This is a genomic window from Paraburkholderia sp. Ac-20342 (assembly GCF_017104985.1).
Taxonomy (GTDB): Bacteria; Pseudomonadota; Gammaproteobacteria; order Burkholderiales; family Burkholderiaceae; genus Paraburkholderia.
The window spans coordinates 18,624-43,401 of record NZ_JAAGPQ010000056.1; the positions used below are offsets into that span (position 1 = coordinate 18,624).

Below are 24,778 nucleotides of genomic sequence, written 5' to 3' on the forward strand. Positions count from 1 at the left end.
TCATAGCCGGGGCGCGAAACCGGGCAGATCCGCTACGCTGGCTGTCACATTCACGATACCGGCCGCATCGTCGGGTTCATTGCCGTTTTCATCGTGAATAACCTGAGCGGCGGGGCGGGGCGTCAGGTCTGCCGCAGGCGGCGCGGCACGGCCTTCCGCAGTGTCCCTGAGCAGGCCGGCCAGTCCGTCGGAGGCCTGCAGGGCTACCTGGATGGCTTGCGGACGTCCGGTATTTCCTGCGCCGCCTGTGTTGCCCGTATTTCCACCTGATCCGCTATTGCCGCCGTTGCCGCTATTGCCACTATCGCCGCCAGCGGGCTGTATCACCCGCGCGCTGGTATTCCAGCCTCCGGGCGACCAGTTGAAGGCGAAGGATGTGCCTGGCGCGTACAGCTGCAGGGGCACGCCGGGCCGTACGGCCGGGCTGCCGTTGTCCATGAGGGCAAGGCCATACGGCGTCGCCAGGTTCAGTGTGGATTGCACACGACCATCGACGATGCGCAAGTCCGGCGCATTGGTCTTGATGGCGGCGAGGTCTGCCCATAGGCGATTGAAGACGGCGCCCTTGGGCGCGTTCAGGTCCAGGTCGATACTGGCGGCATAGGTGCCCGGGCGGCCGGTGACGTCCAGCACCAGGGGCTGCGTGCCGGTATGGGTAATCTGTCCGGTCAGCGCGCCCACCTGGGCGGTGAAGGGGCCGGCCAGCGTGGCCAGGCCCAGGTCCACCGTGCCATCGACGCTCAGGTCAGCCGTGGACGCGGCGAGTTGATGCGTCGTCAGGCTGGTGCCCGAAGCAGTGAGCGTGCGGCCGGTTTGCAGCGTGTCGACCGAAATCTTGCCGAGCGCATTCAGTCCCGTGTCCCGGCCCGCGGAGACCGTCCTTCCCGAGATACCCTCGCCAGCCGCCAGCCGGGCGTCGCTCCCGGCGCTCAGTTGTTCGACGCCAATGGTGCCGGAGGCGTCGACGGTGACGTCGCCCTTAGCCGACAGCACGCCATCCGGGTTGGACAGCAGATCGCCCGCCACGGTGGCGCGGAGGTTGCCGTCGGACTGCAATCCGCCGTAGACCAGATTGCCCTGGCTTGTGGCGAGGATCATGTCGCCGGCGGAGGTCAGCTTGCCGGTAGTCAGCGTGCCGGCGGCGGCCAGGGTCACACTACCCCTGGCACTGAGGTCACCCAGCGTCAGATCGGCCTGGGTATCCAGCGCCAGGTTGCGGCCGACTTTGAGGTTGCTCAGCGACAGCGCTCCCCTGGAGGCCATCGTCAGGTCCAGGCCCGCCGTGATGGCGCTCGTACCGCTGATGTTGCCTGCCGCCGCCTTGACCGCGATGCTGCCAGTCCTGGACGTCAGGGTGCCGTAGCTGATGTTGCCGCTGTTCGCCTGCAGCGTCAGTCCGCCACCGCCGAGCACGAGGTTGAAGTCCTTGTCCAGCCCATAGCCGGCGGCCTGGATGTCGCTGGCGCGCGTATCGATATCGCCGCTACGGGACACCAACGACACGTTCTGATTCGCGGTGATGCCCTGTCCGCCGGTTTGCGCGGTAATGTCTCCCTGCGCGTTGGCGCTCAGGCTGCCCCAGGACGAGAGTGTGCCGTAGCGGATGCCGCCGCTTCCTGCGCTCAGCGCCAGGTCGCCTCCGTAGGTTTCGAGTCGATCCGCCGTCAGCGCGCCATCGGTCGTCAGTGCCATGCCGCCATAGGCCAGCAGGTCACCCACGGCCAAGTCGGCGTGGCTGTTGATCGTCAGATTGTTTCTGGCCAGGACGCTGCCCAGCGGGCCTACGCTGTTGGCGCTTAACGCCAGGTTGCCCGAGGCGTCGATACTTTGGCCGCTGATGCTGCCGGCGGCTGCGGTGACGGTGACATCTCCGGCGGTGGTGCTCAGCGAGCCATAGCCGATGTCGCCGCCTGTCGCGCTCAGCGTCACGTTGCCGCCCGCCAGGTCGTAGCCTGCTGCTTGCGCCACCGACGTGGCGAAGAGGGAGCCGGCCGTGCTTTGGGAAACCGTGCCCAGCGTCATGGAGGCCCCCGTGATGCTGATGGGGCCGCCGGCGCGGACCGCGCTGGCACGGATGTCGCCGTCGGCCGTCAGGGTCACGCTGCGGGTGGGAAGGAGCAGCGTTCCATTGTCCAGCGCCAGGCCGTCGAAACCGATGGCTTGCCCGCGGATGTCTCCGCCTGCGTGGGCCACGATATTTCCGTCACGCGACATCAGCGAACCATAGTCGATGTCGCCGGCCGCGTTCAGCGTAATGTCGCCTGTGGAGGACTCGAGGTTGCCGAGCGTCAGCGCGCCAGCAGCCGCGAGTGCCAGGTCTCCATTGAATCGCGTGTCGCCCAGCGCCAGGTCGCCGCCCGAAGCCAGTGTCGCCTGCCTGCCGCCCCAGTTCAGGTTGCCTGTCACCGTCAGCGCACCATCGGCGGCAGCTTCGATCGTATTGCCGGCGTGGATGGCGTTGTTGCTGGACCGGCCCGCGTAGGCGCTGGTGTCGACCGCGGCAACGTCGATACGGCCGCCAGCCCGCAGCGAGACGTTGCGCAGGGCGTTGATGGCGTTGGTGTCGAGGCCGCTGCTGGTATTGGTCGTGGCAACGAGGATATTGCTGCCGGCGGTGAGCGAGACATCTCCGGCCGCCGAGAGGGAACTGAGCGTGTTGCCGATCGCGCCATCGACCGGCCACAGGGGAGGATTTCCCAGCGCGAAGCGCGGGTTGGGCCCGGCATAGCTCGACGAGTCGGTTGTGTTGACGTTGATGCTGCCCGTGGCGCTGGCGGTGATGTTTCCGTGGTTCGAGTACAGCGAGCCGCCTGCGCCACGAGGCGCCGCCACGCCGGTGCCGATATCGATGTCGCCGGCGGTCGCGCTCAGCGTGATGTCGTCGTTGGCGATGGTGTCACCCAAGGCCAACGTGCCGCCCTGCGCGTTGAGCGCGCCACCGGCTATGACGAAACTGGCGCGGGTGTCGATGACGCCACCGCTGGCCAGCGCGACGTCGCCCGCCGCGTTGATGCCCTGGCCGCCCGTCAGCTTGAGGAGATTGTCGGCGGCGAAGTCGGTGACCTGCGGATCGGCTGAGGCCAGCGCGGTGATGTCGCCCGTGGCCCTGGCAATGACGCCGCCGTGGGTCGTGCCCAGCGCGCGGTAGCCGATGCCTCCGGCCGTGGCGCTCAGGGTGATGTCGTTGGCGGCGGCAATGCGGCCGGTGACCAGCGCGGCGCCCGTCAGGTCGACCGCGCCGCCCGCCGTGAGGGCGGGCGGCTCCGCTTGTCCCAGCGCGGCGCTTCCCGCCCCTGCAAGGGTGATGGTGCCGCCTGTCGACGTCAGCGAGACATTGCCGGCCGCAGCGATGCCGTTGCCGTAGGCGGCGCCAGTGATGTCGCCGGCGGCGCTGGCAATGATGCTGCCTTGCGTGGAGGTCAGTGCGTCATAGTCGATGCGGCCGTTACGGGCGCTTAGCGTCAGGTCGCCATCGGACTGAATGCTGGTGGCCGTCAGTGAGCCGCCGGCGCTCAGGCTCAGGGCTTCGTTGGCATGGCCCTGCAATACCCCCAGCGTCAGATCGCCAGCGGCGTCCAGCGCCAGCGAGCGGCCCCACTGCAGATCGGCCAGGCTCAGGTCGTTGCCCGTCATGGCGAGGGCGTCGCCGGCCGAGACCAGGCTGGCCTGGGTGTCGATGTGGCCGCCGCGGGACGTCAACGAGACATCTCCGGCCGAGGCGATGCCCTTGCCGCCCCAGAGCGCATCAATGTCGCCCGCCGCTTCGGCGGTCACATTGCCGCCCGTCGAGGTCAGGGAACGGTAGGCGATATCGCCGGTTTGCGCGGTCAATGTCAGGTCGCCGCCCGACTGGAGATCGCCCGCTGTCAGCGAGCCGCCGGCGCTCAGGTTCAGGGCGCTGTTCCCCTGGCCCGTCAGGTTGCCCACCGTCATGTCGCCGGCCGTCGTCAGCGCCAGCGCACCACCCCATTGCAGGCTGCCCAGCGCCAGATTAGCGCCGCTCAGGGTCACGGAGCTGGCGGCATTGATGGTGCTGGCCGTGGGCGTGGCCGTGGCGATGTCGCCGGCCGCGATGGCCAGGAGGTCACCGCCGCGCGACGTCAACGTGCCGTAGCGGATGTCGCCGTGGGTCGCCGTCAGCGCGATATCGCCGCCGGCATCGACGCTGGCGGACAGCGTACCGTTCGTCGTGGTGGCCGTCAGATTGCCCTGGGTGCTGGCGTTGACCGACAGGCCGGAGACGGCGTCAAGCTGGATATCACCCGCGCCCGTCGAGACATCCTGCAGCGCCATCGCGCCGCCCGCGCGAGCCGTCAGCGCACCGGCGCTCAGGCTTGCCACGGTGGTGTCGCCTCCCGAGGTCAGCCGGACATCGTTCGTGGCGCTGAGGGTATTGACGGAGAGATCGCCATCCGCGCTCAGGGTGAGCGTGCCGTTGACCGGACGCAGTTCCCCTTGCGGGGTGGACAGCGAGCGCACGTAAGCGCTGCCTGTCCTGCCGCTGATGTCGATGTTACCGCCCGCCATGGTGGCCAGCGCGATGTTGCCGCCCGCGAAGACGTCGCCCGCAGTGATGTCGCCCGCCGCGATGACGCTCAGGTCGCCGCCCGCGATCGGCGCGATCGTGCTTTGCAGGCCGTTGCTGATGGCGGCGTTGGCCGGAATGTGGATGCCGCCCGCCGTGGCGGTCAACGCCATGTCGCCGCCGGCGGTCACGGCGTTGAGGCCCAGCGTGCCGGCGTGTGCGGCGAGGTTGCTGCCGAAACGGGTATTGGCCAGCGCCATGGCGCCGTTCGCGCGCAGATCGCCGCTGCCGCGTACCGAGCTGTTCATGCCGGACAGTACCTGGTCTCCATCGGCGGACAGCGTCAGATCACCGTCGGCCTGCGCGGTCAGGTTTCCTCCGACCGAGATGTCGTACAGGTCGATATTGCCGCCCTGCGTGGTCACCAGCGTCACGTCGCCACCGGCCTGGATGCGTGGCGTGTTGACGGTCTGCGCCAGGCCTTGTTGCAGTCCGGACGCGATGTCGCCCGCCGCCTGGAGAACGATCGCGCCGTTGGACGACAGGGTGGTGTAGCGGATGCCGTCGACCAGCGCAGTCAGTCTGATATCGCCGAAGGCGACCAGATCGCCGCCGAGGTTCAGGCGCTGGCCGCTCAGGTCGATCGTGCCGGTATTGGGCGAGGGGGCAGCGCTCATCGTCAGCGTGCCGCCCGACGCCGCCGTCAGGTTGCCGCTGCTGACGAAATTCGCCAGGGTCATGTCGCCGCCGGATTGCAGGCGGCTGTCCCTGGCGGAACTGGTGCTGGAGTAGCCGGTCTGGGGGTTGATGATGTTGCTGCCCAGGGTCATGCCGCCTGCGGCCCTGGCGTCGAGCGTGCCCACGCTGAAGGTGCCGAAGGTGATGTCGCCCTGGGTGGCGTGCAGCGTCACGTCGTTCGGCCCGGAGAGTTCCCGGATGGCGATGCTGGGCGCGCTCAGGTCCAGCTTGCCGCCGGCATGTGTCAGCAGCCGGCCGTTGAAATTGAATTCCCCGGAATTCGACACCAGCGTGATATCGCCGCCGGCTTCCAGCGTGACGTCCTGATCGGGATTGCTGCTGTCGATCTCGCGCAGCGCCAGCGTGTCGCCCGTCAGGCTCAGGTTGCCGCCCACGTGTGCGCCCGTGCCGCTGGTGGTCAAGGTGCCGTCGGTGAGAGCGGTCAGATCGCCGCTGCTGTCGTAATCCGTCAGCGTGAGGAAACCCTTACCGGTGTCGCCCGCGCGGCTGGCCTGCAAATGGCTGCTGCCGGTCACGTTGGCGGTACGGATGGTCAGCGTGCCGGCATCGGCGTTCAGGTCACCGCCTGCCGCGACTTGCGTCAAGGTGGCGGTAGTGGCCGCGCCGTTGGACAGCACGTTGATGTTGCCTGTTGCGTGGATGTTGTTGGCCACAATCACTGGCGCGGCGCTGTAGGCGCCGTTGAACGGGGCGACGAAGCCTCCGGCGGTCGTTCCCGTGGCGCTCAGATTGATGTCGCGGCCGGCATCAAGGGTCGGGCCGCTTTGGCCGGTGCCGGTCGAAATGGTGCCGGCGGCACTCAGCGAAATGTTCTGGGCGGCGGTGATAGTACCGGGCTGGGCGCTGTCGTCGGCCAGGATATTGCCGCCCGCGCGAACGGTGACGCTGCCGCGAGCCGAACTCAGGCGGGTGTAGCGCAGGTCGTTGAAACCGCCGACATTCAGCATCATGTCGCCGCCGGAGGCGAGCGCGCCGTCGAAGACGATGCCCTGGCTGCCCGCGATGCCGCCCGTCGACTTGAGGCCGTTGCTGCTCAGGCTGAGCGCGCCGCCGACGTTCACGCCGCCCAGGATGACCAGGCTGCCGCCCGAGGCGTTGTTCTGCATCGCCGTCAGGTCGCCGTCGCTCTGGAAATTCGCCAGCTTCAGGGAAAACAGGGCGGGCGTTCCGGCGCCGACGGCGTAATACGACGGCGTGCCGAACACGTCGCCGTTGGCTTGCAGCACGCTGTCGCCATGCACCACGACGTTGCTGAGCGCCAGGGTATGTCCCGCCGTGGCGACCAGGCCGCCGGCATCAATGCTGGGCGTGGTGAGGCTCGGGGCAAGGTATGCGCCATTGACGATGATGTCTCCGGCGGTGATGTCCTTGCCTGCGGCCAGCGTCACCGTTGCGGCCGCATCGAGGCGATGGCCGTTGACCATGGCGATGCTGCCCTGCGAGGCCGTCAGCGCGATGCCGCCGTCGGTGGATGCCAGCAGGCCCTGGACGTTGTTGAGGCCGATGTCGCCCGCCGTTGCCGTCAGCGACATGTCGCCGCGCGTTTGCAGGGTAGCGGCATTGATGTTGACGACATCCGCGCTGCCTGTCAGCGTGCCGCCCAGGCTGGAGTTTCCGCCGAACGTCAGGATGCCGTAGTCATAGCCCGTCGCCTTCTTTTGCGCGCCGAACGGGGTGAAGAAGGTCGCGGGCGTATCCACCGTTGCCGTCAGGCTGCCGCCCGCGCTGTTCATGTCGGCCAGCGTCATGTTGCTGGCCGACACATGGCTGTCGCCCTGCCGCAGGCTGGCGCCGGCAATCACCAGCTGGCCGCCGATGTAGGCGCCCTCGGAGGTAATGGGCACGAAGGTATGGTTGACGGCGTCCTCGACGAAGACCGTCTGGCTGGCAGCCTGGCCGGTGGCCCTGGCGTCCAGCGCATTCGCGTTGACCGAACCGTTGATATGGATGCCGGGGCCGGTAAGCGTGGCCGTCTGCGCGGCGGTAATGATGTTGCCGGTGATGTTGGCGGTGGTCGCAACAGGCGCATTGATGGGGGCGCCCAGCAGGCCCCAGTTGATGTCGACGCGGTTGGCGTTGGCATTCGCGGTGACGGTGACGTTGCCGTTGCGCGATTCCAGCGTGTCGAAGTTGACCGCGTTGCCCGCAGTGACCTGCATGTCGCCATCGGACAGGATGTTGCCCAGCACGAGGTCGCTCGCGCCGAGCGCCATGCGCCCGCCAGACTGCGCTTTGTCCAGATGGACAGATCCGCTGCCCGGATTGCCCGCGCTCAGATCGAGCGCGCCGTCCACGGTGAAGCTGCTGGACGAGAACGTATTGCTGACGGCCAGTCTGAAATCGTCGCTGTGGACGACGGCGTTGTCGACGGTGACCGCGCCACCGTGATCGGCAATCTTCAGGTCGGCGGATTCCAGCCGCGCCACGTTGATTGCGCCGCCGGCGGACTGGATATCCACCGTGCCGCCGCTGCTCACGGCCCCGGCGCTGATGCCGCCGGTGCGCGCGGTCTGCGTGCCGGGGTCTGTGTAGACGGCGGCTTGCAGGTTGACGTCTCCGCCTGCGCGGATGCCGCTGGCGGTGGTGTCCAGCGCGACGCCGCGCAGTGTGGCGTTGCGTCCGGCAATGATGCCGTCGGTCGCGCCGTTGGCCAGGGCGATGATGTCGCCCCTGGCGGCCGTGATGCCGACGTCGCCCTGCGTGGCACTCAGCGCGCCGTAACGCGTATCGCCGCCGGAGGCCAGCGTGAGGGTCCGGGCCGCCGTGGCGTTCTCGATACTGATTGCGCCGCCAGCAGTCAGCGTCGCGTCCCGGGCGGCCGCGATACCGCCGGCCTGGCCGGCCGACCCGGCGATATCGCCTTGCGCATCCAGTGTTACGTCGCTGGCCAATGCCGTCAGCGCGCCATAGCCTATATCGCCGCCGGCGTGCAGTGCAATGGCATTCGCGCTGGCGTTGCCCAGCTGGATGCCGGTGAGCGTCATGGCGATGTCGCGGCCCGCGTGGATCGACGCCTGCGCGGCGTCGATGGCGCCCGCGCCGGTGGTATTGATGTCACGCCCGGCGTTGAATGCGCCGGACAGGGAGATCGTGCTGGCATCGCCCGCCGTCAGGTTCAGATCGCGCGCGATCCGGATATCTGCGTCGGAGGTGGCCGCGAAGCGGCCGTTGCCGTTCGATGCGTCCAGGTTCAGGTCCTGGCCGGCCACCACGCCGCGCAAGGTGACCTGGGCTGACTGGCTGGCGGCGATGGCGATGTCCGAATCCGATTGCAGGCGCTGGACGACGATGTCGGCCGGCGCGGCGATGTCGATCGCGCCGGACGGCGTGATGGCGGAAACGGACATGGCGGGGGCGACCGAGGGCGCGCGCGCGCCCAGATAGATCGAGCCGCTCGCGGTGGCCGCGTCGAGCCCGGCCGCGGCCACGCTCAGCCGCCCGCCGTTAGCGTTGCCGATGCCGCCGCCATCGATAAATCCGCCGGCCGCGCCGCCATTGAGCGTGACCGTGCCGCGCGCGTCCAGGTTCGCGCCCGTGCCGGCGGACGAGGCGATACCCAGCAGCTTGCCGCCGCCCGCCGCCGACAGATTGAGGTTATCGCCGCCCAGCCAGGCCAGCGTTATGTCGCCGGCATTCGCGCGCCAGTTGGCGTCGCCCGTCACCTTGACCTGGCTGGCGTCGCCCATCGTGATCGACGCCGCGTTCAGCGTCATGTCGCCGCCCACCACGGTCGAATTGCCCGCAGCAAAGCCGGCGGCCAGCGCGGCATTGCCGATGACGAGATTGCCGCCGACCGTCGTCTGCGTGGCCGCGCCGCCGCCCGCGAAAGTGATCGCGCCGTCGGCATCGAGTATCAGGTCGCCGGGCTGGGCGCCGACGCCGTTGCCCAGGCCCACGGCCAGGATTTCCGCGGGGTAGAGGGCATTGCCTTGCGCGTCGGCGACGGCTGCGCGGCCCAGCACCAGCGCGTGGCTGTTGTGCAGGTTCAGGCCGCCCGTCACGCTGCCGCTCAAGACCCCGGCTTGCGCGGCGGTGCCCAGGTTGGTGTAAAGCGCGGCATTCGGGTTCAGGCCCAGCAGCGAGCCTTTCAGATGCAGCGACAGATAATTCGCCGCCAGCGACGCCGCGCCCTGGTTCTGGTCGTTCAGCTTGATGCCGTAGATGTTGCCGTGGCCCGCCGAAGTATCGAGCGAGCTCAGCCAGACCATGTTGCCGACCAGATTGTCGAAATACAGATTGCCCTGGGGCACGGACAGGTACAGGTCGCCGCCGCTACGCGCGGATTCGACGATACCGCCGATATCGAGGCTCAGCAGCGCAGTGTTGCTGCCGACCTTGCCCGAGCCGTTTTCCAGCACCAGGTTGCCGCAGGCGTCGCTGCCGGTTCCCCGCTGCGCGCATTGCACCGTATCCGGCCTGCTGCCGGTGGTGATGTTCACGCCGCCCGTGGCCGCGTTGACGATGCCGTTCTCGCTGTAGATCGTCGCATCGTGTCCGGCATCGATATGGACGATGGGCAGGGTGTCCTTTGCCGACAGCCAGATGTCCTGTCCCGCCGTCGCGCTCAGGCCCGTATCGGTTTTTTCGTCGACGGCGCCGCTACCGGTGCGGGCACCAATCACGTTGATGTACAACGGCTTGTTCTGGTTGATCTGGAACGACAGCAGACGGCCGTCGCTGTCGTAGACGGGGTTGACGATGTCGCCAGCCGAGTTCGCGCCGACCAGCGCCGCCTTTTGGGCATCGCTCAGGTTGATCGAACCGTCGGCGTGCTGGGTAAAGTCCGCCGCGTTGAAGTCGACGGGCGCGGCCTGCGACCCGATGTTGTCCGAGGCGTTCAGCGTGACGCTGCGGCCCTGCACGATGACATAAGGCACGTCCGTCACGGCGTTGCTGGGCTTGTCCAGCGCCGACAGATTGACGGAATACAGCAGATCGTTGAGCGTCCAGGTCTGACCACCGGTCATCGCCTGGACCTGTTCGGCGCTGGCGGTAAACCGGAAATCGCTGGACTGTGCCATGCGCCAACCGGAGGCTGAGCCCAGCGCGGCGTCCAGGTCGGCCGTCAGCACGTCGTAGCGTGACTGCGCGTAGGCGTGCACGTCCACGCCCGCCGCGTCGGCCTGCGCCTGCAGCAGGGCCGCGCCGGTGGTGTTCAGCGTGAAGGTCTTGCCGTCCGCCGACACCGAACCCAGACCGTTCACCAGGCTCCAGTAGTTGGCGTATTCCGCGTCGATGCCGTGCTCATAGGCCGTCACCACGTCCGCGCGGGCGGTGGTGGCGTCCAGCGTCTGGAGCTTGTCGTAGACCTCGGCCAGTTTCGCCGTGCGGTCGGTGGTGTCGATGTTGCTGCCGTCGATGATGCTGCCAAGGCCGGCGGTCAAGCCGACATCGCCACTGCGGGAAATCACGCTGCCCACGGCCAGGTCGCCCTGGGGCTGCGTCAGGTAAATGTCGCCGGAGGCCGAGGCGTTGACGACGCCGCCATAGGCCAGGCCACCGGCCTGACTGGCATTGGCCTGGATGAGCAGCGGTTTAGCGCCGGAGCCGATAGCGCCATTGGCGCTGGCCAGCGTGATGTTGTTGCCGCGTACGACCGTGACGCCGTTGGCCGCGCCGTTCAGCAGGCCGGCATCCGCCGTCAGCGCCACATTGCTGTCGGCGTCGGTCTGGATGCTGGTCAGCAGCGCATCGTTGTTGCCCTTTAATTGCAGCCCGATGTCGCCGCTGGCCGTGACCGCACTGACGGTGTTGCGGCCGGTGTTGGCGGCGCCGTCGGGGTTCACCAGGGTGACCTGCAGGGGCGTGCCGGTGCTCGCGATGCCGCTTTGGGCGGAAAGTGCCAGCGACTGGGTGGTGATGGCGCCGCCCGTGCCGGCGCTGATACTGGCGCCGTTGCCCGTAGCGGCGATACGGGTCCCGCCCGAGACGTTCTGGATATTGCCATTCACCAGCACCGAGCTTTGCGAATTGATGGTGATGGCGCCGCTGGCATTGCCCGAATTGATGCTGATGTTGAACGGGTTGTCGGCCTTGACGCTGCCGGTGGCCTTGATCTGGATGTCGGTGGGTACCTTCCAGACCCACAGCATGTCGCCGTCGGCCACGTAGTGGGACAGGATGGCGTCGTACTTCGTGACGCCGCCCGTGATGCTTTCCGTGAAACTGACGTCTTTCAGCGAGGCGTCGTTCGTCAGGCCGCTGCTGGCCAGGGTCCACCAGTTGCTGGTGGTGTTCTGGCTGTTGGGTTTGACGAATTGCCAGTCTCCCAGCTGGACTTTGGTCGAGTCGATGGCCAGGCCGCCGGTCGCGCCGCCCTTGTTGATGACGTCACCGATGTTGAGTTTTGAAAAATCCCCTGCGTTTTCCATAAGCATCGCAATGGTGCCGACGCCGCTGCCGCCCAGCCCCGTCACCAGGCAGTCCAGGAGCGCGCCGCTGGCATTGCAACCCTGGGTCTTGTCGGAAACGGTGGGCGTTACCGAGCGCGTCAGATCCGCCGCGTAGGTATAGGTATAGCGTTCTCCCGACAGCGGGTTGTAGGCCTCGCTCCCGGTGCTCGTGCTCCTGGCGGGGGCGCGGCCCAGATAGTCGTTCAGGCCGAAGACGCCGTAATCCTGATACACCGTCATGCCCTGCTGCCCGGCGTCGCTCACGTACCAGGTGGTTTGCCAGTTGCCCTGACTGTCTTTCTTGAGCGCATCGGTGATCTGCACCACCGACTTGCCGGCATTGCCGGTATTGATGCCGTTCGTCGCCAGCGTGAGGTCGGTATCGTTGTTGACCGTGACGTGCGTATAGCCGCCATTGACCTGGATGCCGCCCGCGCCCGGCAGGGTATTGATGATCTGGCCGGTGATCGAGACCGCCGCGTTGCCGCCGTTGGCCACGCTCGCCATCTCCAGATTGCCGGTGGTCGGGTTGTAGTACATCGGCAGCGTGCCGGTGTTTGCCCCGGCCTGCACCACGGATCCTGATCCCGCCAGTACCGAGCCGTTGGCCTGGACCACCGAGCCCGGCAACTGATACCAGCCCTGGTTGGTCGCAAACTGGCTCAGGTATTGCGCGCGGCAGCTCGCGTTGGCCACGCAGCTCAGGAATGTCTGGCCCGCGGGCAGGGTATAGGTCGCGGTCTTGGCGCCCTGGGTGGCCGCGTCGATGACGTAATACGTGTAAGTGGCCGGCGAGGCCGCCGCTGCCGTGTCCTTGACGGTGACCGTGTAATCGCTGGGCTTGCCGACCTTCAGCGTGCCGTTCATGTCCACGATATTGGCGTTGATGACGGCCAGTTGTCCTACCGTGGTCGACGCTGAGGCATTGGCTTGCGGCTTGAGGTTGGGCAAGCTCACCGTGGTCTGGCGCGTGCCGATCGATGGCAGGCGGTAATTGCCGTTGTAGAACGAGATGTCCGGCCCGTACGCGGCGACGTAGTCGGCGTCTGATTTGCCATAGCCGGATGCATCGCTGGCGCGCGCGAGGCCGGGCGTGAAGAACAGCCAGCCCGTGCCGCGCGTGCCGTCCGTGGCCTTGCCGGTGGGCAGGCCGGCGCCGCCCAGGCACTGCCCCAGGTTGGCCGCCGTGCCGCAACCGGTGGGGCCGTTCAACTCGACGGACACCTGGTAGGGCGTCGAGAGATAGGCCGGCCCGGAATACACGTTGTAATCCAGCGTGACGCCGCTGCCGAGCTGGTTGGTGTTGGCCAGGTAATTGACGACGTAGGTGACGGCCTCGTCGGGGTCGGTCGGCAGCGCGAACCCGCTGGTGTCGTCCTTCAACTGCTGGTCTTTGGTCAGCGAATAGGCGGTGTAGATCGGATCGCCGTTCGCATTGGTGCCCGTTTGCGCCATATACATGGTGTACGCGGGGCCGCCGTGCACGTAATAGCCGCCATTGCTGTTGTTGACCAGCAGCGCGCCATTGGGCACCTGTTCGTTCAGGGCGTTGACGATGATGTCGCCGAACTGGAACACGCTGCCGCCGGCGTTGTAGATCTTCAGCTGGCCGTTGGCGTTTTCGATGGTGTCGTACAGATAGATGTTGCGCGGCGTGGCGATATTGCTGTCGCCGATCGAGATGGTGCCGGCGACGTTGGTGTCGATGGCGGAAATCCTGATATCCGGCGCGCTGTCCTTGCTGGCGGCGCCGGTAAATACGATATTGCCGCCCAGTTCGTCCGGAATGAACAGCTTGTCCAGCATCAGCGTGGCATTGGCGTTGTTGTTGACCACGGTGATCTTCGGTCCGCCATATGCCGTCAACGAGCCATTGCCCGAGAGCCTGGCCGTATCGATGGTAATGTTGCCGCCCGCGGCAATCGTGTCGGCGACCTCGACCACCTGCAGGGTGCTGGTGTCGATGAAGCTGAGAATGCTGGTCAGCGCATTGATGCTGGCCTGCAGCGATTGCCGGGCATCCGCATCCGTGGCCTTGCTGTATTCGTCCCGCAGCACGCCGAGTTGCGCCGTGACCTGCGCGTACATGTTCTGGGTATAGGTCGAATAGCCGACATTGCCCGAGGTAACGATGCAGTTCGCGTCGCCCAGCCTGCAGTTGCCGTTCACGGTCAGCGAGACATCGTGGTACACGCCGGCGACGGCGTCGGCGTTCATTGTTGTCGCCTGGTTGCGGGTGACGCTGCTCTGGCTGTCGGTGATGCTGCCGGGAATGCCCAGCACCCGGAAATTGCCCTTGCCGGTGGCATTGGCCTGGGCCGTGCCCGCCAGCGTGCCGAGCAGAATGTCGCGCACGCTGTCGAGTTGTGCGCCGGCGGCGATGCCCAGCGCCGCGTTGTCGGTGATGGTGGCCCGGGCCTTGGGATCGGTGCCGCCGAATGCGCCGTCGAAGAACACCTGGTTGTTGGCATTGGCGATCAGGCTGTTGGCCTGCAAGCCTTGCGCGCCGCGGCCGGTGGCGATGTTCATGTCGTACCACGAGAACAGCGTGGCATTGCCGATTCCGATATTCTGGTCGGAATGGATATCGCTGGTGGCGTTGCCGCTGCCCCCGCCGGCCAGGCCCCAGGCGTTGGCATAGGCGTCGTTGGTGACGTAGACGTTGTTGTACGTGCCGATGTCCAGATAGCCGATGCTCGACAGCGAGGCGCCGTCGCCGACATTCACGGCGGCCGCCGCGCTGGCGTCGGTGGTGGACTGGCTGCGCAGGCCGGGCAGGGCCGCCCCGGAGCTGGCGCTCGTGCTGTCCTGGGCATTGATGACGTTGGCGGCAATCAGGTGCAGATTGCCGTGATTGTCATCCAGCGCACCCAGCGGGTCGCTGGCGATCAGCACGGTGTTCTTGCCGACGTTGACCGCGCTGCTGGCGACGATGGTGTTATTGCTTTCCACCGCCGCGCCGGCCGCCAGGCCATAACTGTGGCCGGTGGCGTTGTCACCAATGGTCGTCTGCGTGACACGGTTGAGCGCGTCGATGGCGATATCGGCGGCAAATATGCTGGTGTCGTCGCCCTGGGCGGCGTTGACGGCAAAATTCACCGTGCCGCCGGCGTCCGCGCCGCTGTAGCCGGCCAGCGAGGCCTGGGTCGAATCGGCCTGCGTGGAAAAGTTGCTGTCGTGGCTGGCGGACAGGGTGTAGGCGCCGGCCGACAGCAGATTGTGGCCGCTGCCCAGCGTGTCGCTGGCCGGGTCGTGGAAGACAATCAGGCCGTCGGTGGCGGGGGTCCGCGCCGTGCTGACTGTCATGTAGGCGTTCTGGCTGGGCAGGCCGCCCAGGACCTGGGCGATGGACGTGCCCTGGTTGTCGGTCCGGGCCCGCGCCGCCGCGCCCGCCAGCAGCGCGCCCGCGCCCGCGATGGCACGGGCCTGGTTGGTGTCGCTGCCGGTGGCGGTGATGGAGAGATTGCCTGGGCGGGCTTGCAGGAAGAAATCCGTCTGCCCCGGTTTGCCGCCCGTCAGTACCGGGCTCATGGCGCCCGAGCCGAGTTGCGCCAGCGTGGCAGTATCGGACGTGGCCGTGGCGAAGTCCAGGCCGATGCCCAGGGCGCCGCCCACCGAGATGCCCGAGGCGTTGGCGGTCTGCACCGAGTTTTCATCGGCGGTGATGGACACGTCGCCCAGCGGCAGCACCAGGTCGTTGCCGGCCTGGGCGGTGACGCGGCTGGTGTTGCGGGCTTCGGCGTCCGCGCCGTTGATGCCGACCAGCGTGCCGCCGCCGGAGGCCTGGGCCTGGGCACGGGCGCTGTAGCCCGCGGCGGAAACCCGGTTCTGCGCCAGGATGCTCAACGTGGCGTGGTCGGAGATGACGGGCATGCCGTTGGCGCCGAGGGCGCTGGCGATGCCGCCGAAGACGACATGGTCGCCCACCGTGGCGGAGGTGTCGCCCGACACGGTCGCGGAGGCTAGGGACACGCCGGCCTGCAACTGGCCCGCCACACCGATGCCGAACCCCTGGGCCTGGACCTGGGGCGTGCGCGTGGCCTGCACAGAGACGTTGCCCACGCTGGTGATGCGGCTGTTGTCGCCGATGCGGGCGCTGACGTTCTGGCTGTCCTGGCTGCGGGCGTAGTTGCCGCCGATGGCGGCGAGCAGGCCGCCTTGCACGGCGTAGGTCGAGGTCGAGACCTGGCCGCTTTCGGCGGCCTGGACGGTGATGTTGCGCGCGGCGATGGTCCTGGCGGCATCGTTGCCGCTGTTCAGCGAGGCGCTTACGTTGCCGGTCTTGGCGGCTTGCAGCACGACCGCGCCCGCGCCGATGGTGCCTGCGCCGACGCCGACGTTCGTGGCGTTGATGGAGGCGCTGTCCTCGGCCGAGACCAGGAGGTCGCCGCCCGTGTTGACGATGCCGTCCACCCGCGCGTTCACGGTATCGGAAATGCGCTCGTCGCCGACGTTGACGTTGACGCCGACCAGGCCGCCGATGGCGCCGGCGACGATGACGTCGTCGATCGCACGGCCTTTGGCGCCATCCTGGGCCGCTGCGGCAGCCCGCAGCGCGCCCGCCGCGGTGATTCGGGATTCCGCGCCGGCCACGGCCTGCACGTCGTTGTACAGGCGGGTCACGCCCACGGCGATGCCGATGCCGATGCCGGCCGCGCCCAGCGCGCCCACGTGGTTGGCGGTGGCAGTATCGGTCCAGGCGTCGAGTGTGACGTCCTTGCTGGTGGCGGTGACCGCCGCGTTGCCGATCAGGGCATGGGCGCTGTTGGCGGGGCCGGCCGTCAGGGCGCCGCTGCCGCCCATGTTCGATTGGGTGCCTTGGGCGATACGGTCTTTCTCGGCACCGGTCAGCGCAGTGCCGGTGTCGGCCAGCTTGTTGCCGGACGTGAACGTGCCGATGTCGTTCAGCAGGGCTTGCGTGCTCTTCGTATTGCTGTCGGCGTTGCCGTCGGCCTTGTCGCTGAGCAGGCTGCTGTCGCCGGTGCCGAGCAAGATTACCGAAGCCACGCCGCCGAGGCCGGCGCTCTGGCCGATGCCGGCGGCATAGACATTGTGCTCGATATGCTGGTCGTTGCTCGCGAGAAGGGCGACGTTGCTGCCCGTGACGCTGGCGTTGTCGATCTGCGCCAGGACGCCGCTGCGGGTGATGGAGACGCCCGCCGTAGCGCCGACGCCCGCGCCGCCAAAACTTGCGCCCAGCGATCCGGCGTTGAGCAGCAGCGATCCGTGGTCGCTGGCGCCGACCTCGACCGCGCCGCTGGCGTTCACCGTGGCGCCGCCGCCGATGCTGGCGGTAGTGGTGTTTTCGGTCAGCGCCACGCCGGCGGCAATGCCGGCGGCGATGCCGGCGCCGATCGCGCCCGAAGCGGCCGATACCGTGCTGTCGGTGCTCGAGTCCGCGCGCACGGTCACCTCGCCCCGCGAGGCCGAGATCGTTCCGCCTGCGATATGTGCCTCGGTATCCTGCGTGGAATCGACCACGGCGTATGAGCCGGCAACGCCGACCACCCCGCCGGCTACCCCGCCCGCGACCAGATTCACCGAGTTGGCGCTGACGGCGTTCACGCCCAGGCTGGCCGCGGTGACGTTCGTCTGATCCAGCGTGGCGTGCGTCGTGCCATCGAACAGCACCATTTCGCCTGTGCCGATCGCCCCGATGCCGCCGGCGGAAAAACCGGCGGCCACGGCGTTGACGCGGAAGCTGGAGCCCGCGCCAACATTCACCGCGCCCAGGGCATTGACCTGGCTGGCGGCGATCTGCGCGGTGGTAGCCAGCGTAAAAGTTTCGGTGTCAAGCGCCGCGCCCACGCCGCCATAGAGCGCCGCGGACAGCGCGCCGACGATGCTTTGCGATTTGGCGTGGCTGTCGGCCAGCACATTGACAGCCTGCCGCGTGCCGGCGCCTGGGGCCTGATTGATACTGGCGTCCTGGATGCGCGCGGTGGTTTCGCCGCCGATCTGGTTGACCGTGACTGTGGCGGCCGCCGCGAAGGACGGATCGAAAGGATCGGGGTTGATATTGACCGATCCGGTAGCGGCGATGCTGGCCAGGCTACGGTCAGCGTGGGCATCGACCACCACACCGTACAGGGTCTGCGTGGCGCCCGGGTCGGCTGGCTTGAGGTAGCTGCCCATCGTGTTGCTGGCGGCGTCCAGCTTCACGGTGTCATTGGCGGCATTGGGCGCGGTGTATTGCGCGCTGGCCAGTGTCTGGCCGCCGTTGGCACGCTGCAGATCGGCGTCGCCCTGGCCGGTATCGGCAACCGCCTGCTGCACGATGACGCCGGCGGCGTTGTTGCCGAGCGCACTGACGCTCGCATCCTGGATGCGTGCCGTGGTCGCGCCGTCGATCTGGTTGACGGCAACGCTAGCGCCCGCGGCCAGATTGCCCGCACCCACAGCCACGCTGACCGCGCCAGCGATGCTGCGCAAGGTGTCGTCATTGCTGGCCAGCACGGCGGCATTGCCCCAGGCCGCAACGTTGGCTTTTGAGCCGATACTGGCGGTGACATCGGTATCGATCAGGTTCACCGCGACCGAGCCTGAACCCGACCCCTGGCCGCCCGCCGTGACGGCGGCGCCGACGGCCAGGCTGTTGATCTCGTCTTCGGCATCGGCGGCCACGCGCAGATTGGCCACATTGGCGCTGCCGCCTTCGATGCTGGCGCTCACGGTGTTGCCGATGCGGTTCACCGCGCTGGCCACGCCCAGCGCCACGCCTTCGCCCAGGGACACGGCCACGCCGCCCGAGAGGGCCGAGATTTTCGCGGCGCTATGGGCCGAGACGGTTTCGTTGCCGCTGGTGGCACCTGGTGCACGGTCCGCATTCACCGTGACATTCGTGGTGTTCGCGGTGACGGTGGTATCGATCTGGTTGACCGTGATCGAGGCGCCCGCCGCCGTATCCTTGCCCACCGCCCCGCCCAGGGCGGCCGTGTAGATCGAGGCATCGTCCTGCGCGTTGACGGTCAAACTATTGTCCAGCATGAGCGCGGCGTCTTCGATCTGCGCCAGATAGGTCGAGCCGATGGTGTTGACCGCCACGCCCGCGCCGACGGCGGTCCCCGAGGACAGGGCCACGCCGCCGCCCAGTGACCAGATGGCCGTGCCCGTGTCGCGGGCGTCAACGGTCAGCGAATCGGCGTCGATGCGCGTGCCGTTGCGGATCAGCGCCCGCGCGCTGTCGCTTATCTGGTTGATGGAGAAGGAGCCCGCCAGCGCGGCGCTGCCGGTTTCGGCGGTGGCGCTCAGGGCGGCGGCGGCCGAATAGATGTCTTGCGCATTGCGCGCCTGCACCGTCACATCGCCCAGAATGGTCGAGGTGCTGATGTCGGCGCCGTCGATCAGCGCCGTGGTGTGGCTGGTGTTTTCGCTGTAAGTGACGGCGGCGCCGGCCGCCAGGCTGGAGCTCAGCGCCGCCGAGATGCTGCCGGCCACCGTGTGAATGGAGGCGGTGTCGCTGGCTTGCACGTCCACCGCGCCATACGCCTTGACGTTCAGGTTGCCGGACGCGTCGCCCAGTTGCGCCGTGACGGTGTTGTCGATGAGGTTGGCCGAGACGGAGCCCGCGCCGGCGAAGCCGCCCGATTCGGCGGACAGTGCCACGCCGGCCGAGATGCCGAGGATGCTCGAGGCATCGGCGGCCTGCACATTCAGGCTGCGCGCGGTGACCGCGCTGTCGCCGCTGATGAGGGCGGCGTGGACGTTATGGATGTCGTTGTAGGTGAGAGCGATGCCGACGGCTTTGGAGCTCAAGGCGCCCACCGAGCCGGCCACGCCGTAGATGGCCGCGCCGGAGGGCGCGTCCTGGCCGGTCAGCAAGCTCTGGTCGAAGTCGAAGGCGTCGTGGCCGTTGGCGTCCTTCACGCTGTTGCGGGCCAGCGTGGCCGGGGTAAGTCCCAGATCGGAAGCATTGGTGGCCAGCACGTCGAGCGAGGCGCTCGAACTCGTGGAAATGTCGGAATGCTCAACCTTTGTCGTGGCGTTATTGCCGAGCCGGTTAATAACGAAGCTACCGCCCAGCGCCAGGCCGCTGCCGGTCGAATCACCCTGGTTGACCGCGCCCGCGAGCGCGCCCGCCATCAGTAGCGTGGGGTCCAGTGCGTAGAGCCTGACGTCTTCGACCGCATGGAGGGTTGAGTCCTTGATGAGCGCGTCGACCTGGTTCGCCGCGTCGACGAACGTCAGCGCCATGCCAATGCCCGTGCTGCCCCCCAGCGCCAGCGAACCGCCGCCGACGCCGGTTTGCGTGCTGTCGAACGCCCAGATGTCGGCCGAGCGGGTGTCGAGCGTCGACCCTTCCACCGTGGACGAGACATCGTTGCGCAGTACCGCCAGCGACACTGAACCCGCGACATTGGTGCCGCCGCTGCCGCCCGTGGCAACGCCCATGCCCAGGCCGATGCTCAGATGTTCACCCGCAGCCAGCGCATTGACGTCGATATCGCCCGCCGTGATGTGGCTGTTTATGACGCGGGCCTGGGTCGTATTGTTTTCGTATTCGACGGCGACGGCGCCAGCCAGCGTGGTGGAACTACCGCCTGACGCCGGTTGGGTGCCCGCCAGCGAGAGCGCGGCCGCGCCACCGACCGATACGAGGTTGGAATCGTTGGTGGCGAGCACCTGCGCCGTGTTGCCGCTGGTCTGGCCCAGGTCGATGCGGGCATCCTCCACGGTAGCCGACGCGTTCAGCATGGACACATTGACGCTGACGCTGCCGGATGCGGAGAGTTCGGACGACGAGGTCGGGCTGCTGCCGCCCGAAGCTGGCACGTCGGTCTTGTCGCCCAGCACACCGCTGACCTTGGAATACAGCGTATTCACCACGCCCAGGGCTTTCACCGCCGTCTGCATGGTCGAGCCGCCCAGGCTGTCCACGCCCGTCAGGTTGGCCACCAGTTTGGTCAACATGGCGGGCGGCTTGGGCGGCGTGCCACCGCTTGCGCCACCGCCACCACCGGGATTCTCCGCCGCGCCGCCGCTCTTGGTGCCCGCCACCGATATGGCGTAGGCGGAGCCGTCAGACAGAGCGTTGACCCGGACATCCTGGGCGGTGACGCTACCCGGCTCGACGGCACTCGCGGAGGAGGTCATCCCGTCCGGGCGCCAGGCCGGATCGATGTTGCCGATGGCCGCCGAGGTGTCGCCGGACAGATAATTGACCGCGACGCCCACGCCCACGGCGCTTTCCTTGCTGGCTGTCAGCGCGCCGCCGACGGAAAAGACGGAGACATGCTCGCCGGCCTCGACGGCCAGGTCGCCGGTGGCGATGGTGGCCTTGTTGCTGACGATGGCTCGCGCGTGGTTGTCGTACAGCGTGATGGCCGCCGTGCCGTCCACGCCCACGGGGGCGCCGGCGCCCGATGTCGGGCTGAGGGCGATGCTGAAATCGCTGCTGTCCGCAGTGACGCGTACGCCCGCGTTGGCGGCGGTCCGGATGACGACGCCGTCGTCGACTCCGGCCAGCGTGCTGTTGCCGAAGCTGACGACGTTGGCCGAACCGCCCACGGCCACGTCGCCCGCTGTGTTGCCGCCCGGCAGAACCGGAAACAGGCCCGCCAGCGAGCCCATGCTGCCGGCGTCGGTCAGAACCTGGGTCGTGCCCGTGGCCTCGATGGACACCGCCCTGTCGAAATCGAACGTGGCCGCCTTGTTCGGCGTTTCGCCCGGCAGCGCCGGGTCGGCCAGCACGATCCTGAACGTATCGCCGCCGGTGGTGGTGATGGCGGTGTTCTGTCCCACCCAGGCGGTGCTGTGGTTGCCCAGGCCGAAATAGCTGACGGCGCCGGTCAGTCCCAGGTCGGTACGGCTGCTGCCGCCGCTTGCGTTGGCGTAGCTGTTGAGAAAGCCCGTCGAACCGGTGACCGCGCCGAGGATGGTCTTCATCTCCGCGCCGATGTCGGACAGGCTGTCCCACTTGTCCCAGGTCATGCCCAGCGCATTGAAAGGCACTTCCACATTGCCCTCGACGGCCACATGGGCGGCGCGGATGTCGCTGTCCGGCCCGATGGTGGCTTGCGCATCGTGGTTGATGAAGCTCAGCGCCACGCTGGCGTTCAGCGCGGCGTCGCTGCCCGCGCCCGACCCGGCGCCCGTGCCCGCCGAGGCGACGGCGCCGTTGGCGACGGTGTTGATACCGACGTCGCGGGTTTGCGCGATGACGGCCACGTCGCCGCCAGTGGAGACGTGCGTGCCGGCGCCTATCGTGGCGTGGGCGGAAAAATCGCTCATCGACAGCGCCAGCGTGCCACCCAACTGGAAGGGCGGATCGTCGGCGGCGCTCGCCACGTTGACGCGCCTGGCGGCTTGCGCCGAAGCGTCGCCCAGCAGGTTCGACACCAGGCCGAACAGCGAGGTATTTTCGATGCCGGCCAACGGTGCCTGGTAGGCGTTCGGATCGATGCTGCTGGTGTCAAGGCTGGTCGACGCGCCGACCGCGTTCTGCGTGACGTTGTTGATCGCCGACACCTGCACATTGCCGGCGTCAGGGTTGATGATCGAAGCGTCCAGCGCGGCGCTGGCGCTGGCATTAAACTGCGATACCGCCACCGCGATGCCCGCGGCGGCATTGGCGCCTTGGGACTGGTTGCTCGAGGCGGTGAGCGAATAGGCGCCGCTACTCTGCGCAGCCACGTCCACGTTGCTGCCCACGCCGGTATGGACCACCGCGCCGGACGCGATGGATGCGTCGGCGCTGACGTCGGACAGGCCGACCAGGACGGTGATGGCCCCCTTGCTGTTCTCGCCCTGCGTGGTCAGCGATGCGCTCAGTTTGGCGTTGTTCTGGGCCAGCACGTCCAGCTTGCCCTGGTCGCCGACCGAGACCGTGGCGCCCTGGTCGACCACGGATCTGGCGCCGCCGCCCAGGCTGGTGACCAACACCGCGGTGGGCACCGGGCTGTCTTCATTCTTGTCGGCATCCTTGCCGCCCAGGGTGTACGAGAGGGTGGCCGTCTGGCTCGCGGTGGACGCAAGGGTCAGGTCCCTGGCAGCGGTCACCTGCGCGCCGTCATGAACGTCCACCTGCGCCGTGGCATTGGCGATCATCACCCCGCCGCCCGCGCCGCGGAACAACGTCGCCACGGACAGATCGGGCAGCTTGCCGCCCGCATCGGTGCTGTTGCTGTTGTCTTGCGTGGCCAGGGCTTCCGCGCTCGTCTCGGCATTTCTGGTCGTCGCGCTGGCCGTGGCGGTCAGCGCGACGTTCCTGCCGTTGAGCATGCCCCACACATCCACCATGGAGTGGGCGTTGCTGATCGTGGCGACATTGCCGGTGTTAGCCACGCTCGCATTGGCGGCCAGGGTTATATCTCCGCTGCCGGCGTCGATCAGGGCGTTCCTGGCGACCAGGATAGAGGCGTTGTCCTTGCCCGCCGCCAGCAAGTTGACGTTGCCGCCCCCCGTGGTGATCTGCGATCCCTCATTGACGACGATATGGCTGGCTTCCAGCGTCAGGGAGTTATTGATCAGCTCTCCCAGGTTCACATGCGCGGCATAGCCGGTGGCTCCTGGGGCGGCGGTGCTGTCGCCCACGGTCAGGGTGTTGTCCGCCTGCAAACGGATGTTGGTGTCGCCCTGGCTTTGCAGCCAGGCCACTTGTACCTGGTTGGGCGGCTGCGCACCGGCGGTTCGCGTGGTTTGGCCGGCAGGGAGCGCGTCCTCGCCCGCAGACGTGTCGGGCACACCGGGCGGCAGGGCATCACCGTCGACGATGTCCAGGTTTTCCGGATCGATCAGCAACGTACCCGTTCTGCCTTTGGCCGCCCGGGTATCGACCTGGGCGCGGATGTCCAGGCCGTTCCTCGCCGACACCTCCACCAGGCCACCATTGCCGCCTTGTGCCCCGCCCCTGGCGGAGAGGGTGCCTGCCGTCCTGTTGGCATCGCGGCCCCAGATCGTGATAGTGCCGCCGTCGCCTCGTTGCGTGGCATCGGCACGTACCTGCACGTTTTTATCGATAGCCGTGGTCGATGCCAGACGGTCGCCGGCGATGCCGATATCGATCCGGCCGCCGCCCGTCGTGCCGCTGGCGTCAAGCCGGGCCGATCCGCCCAGCGCCACGTCGTCGGCGACCACGCTGATCTTGCCGCCATGTCCCGCACTGTTCGTCACCGTCAGCGCGCCGGTGATCGCCGCGCTTTTACCGCCGACGATGTCGATTTCGCCGTTGTGTTCCACCATGCCGCTGGCCTGTTCCAGGCCGCCGGTATTGACCGAGGCAAGAAAGGCCGTCTGGTGCATTGCGTCGGCGCCCGCGTTGAGCTTGCCGCCGACGCGGACGGCATCGGCCTGCAGGCGGATGCCGTCGGTGGCGTTGACGACCCCATCGATGCGGATCACGCCGCCCGCCGCGTTGCCGGCTTCCCCGTTCAGCAGTTGCTGTACCGCTGTGCCGTTGACCTTGCCGTCTGCGCCGATCACGCCGTCCATGAACTGCCTGCTCGGCGCCACCGCCGTCAGGCTGCCGACGTTGAGCACCCCCGAGCTGCCCACCACCATGCCGTGCGGGTCGGCGAAGATGACGTTGCCGCCAATCTTGCCGTCCTTCAGGCTGTTGACCGTGCCCTGGATATCGATGGCCTTGTCGTAGACCAGGTTCACCAGGTTGCTGGTCTTCTTCGGCAGCACCAGATTCACGGTCTGCGCCGACGACACGTCGAAGGTCTTGAAGGCATTGACACCTGTCGCCCCGACCACGGTGCGGGTGTTGATGTCGATGGTCTTGCCGTTGGCCGTCAGCGTGGTGGCGGTCTGGCCGGTCGGGACGATGCCGGCGGCTTGAGCCGCGCTGGCGCCGAATACCGCTGCCAGATTCAGGACCAGCGCGCTGCGTCGCGGCGCTTTCTGGAAACGGGCGCGCAGACGTTGGTGAAAGGCTGTCATGATGGTCTCCGGCGGAGTCGCCTCAGGGAACGGCGACTCGAAAAAGGCGGTAGGTTGGGGATGAGAAAAAGCGAATGCGCCGCCGCTTCGCGAGGGACGGTGCGGGAAACAGGGGCATGTGCCGGGCGCGCCCTGTGGGAGCGCGTGGGGACGGGGACGCACAGGTGGTTAGTCCCGTACCAGCCGTGACGCCGCCTTGCATCGCCATCCTGTCGGCGGC

At 67.7% G+C, this 24,778-nt stretch carries 1 protein-coding gene; it reads right to left on the reverse strand.

The window, feature by feature from the left end; all coding sequences use genetic code 11:
* The gene (locus G3N58_RS21900; RefSeq protein ID WP_206000199.1) at positions 1-24,558 is read right to left on the reverse strand and encodes a leukotoxin LktA family filamentous adhesin; all 24,558 of its coding nucleotides are present in this window, start codon (positions 24,556-24,558) and stop codon (positions 1-3) included.
* Positions 24,559-24,778: the final 220 nt, after the last annotated feature.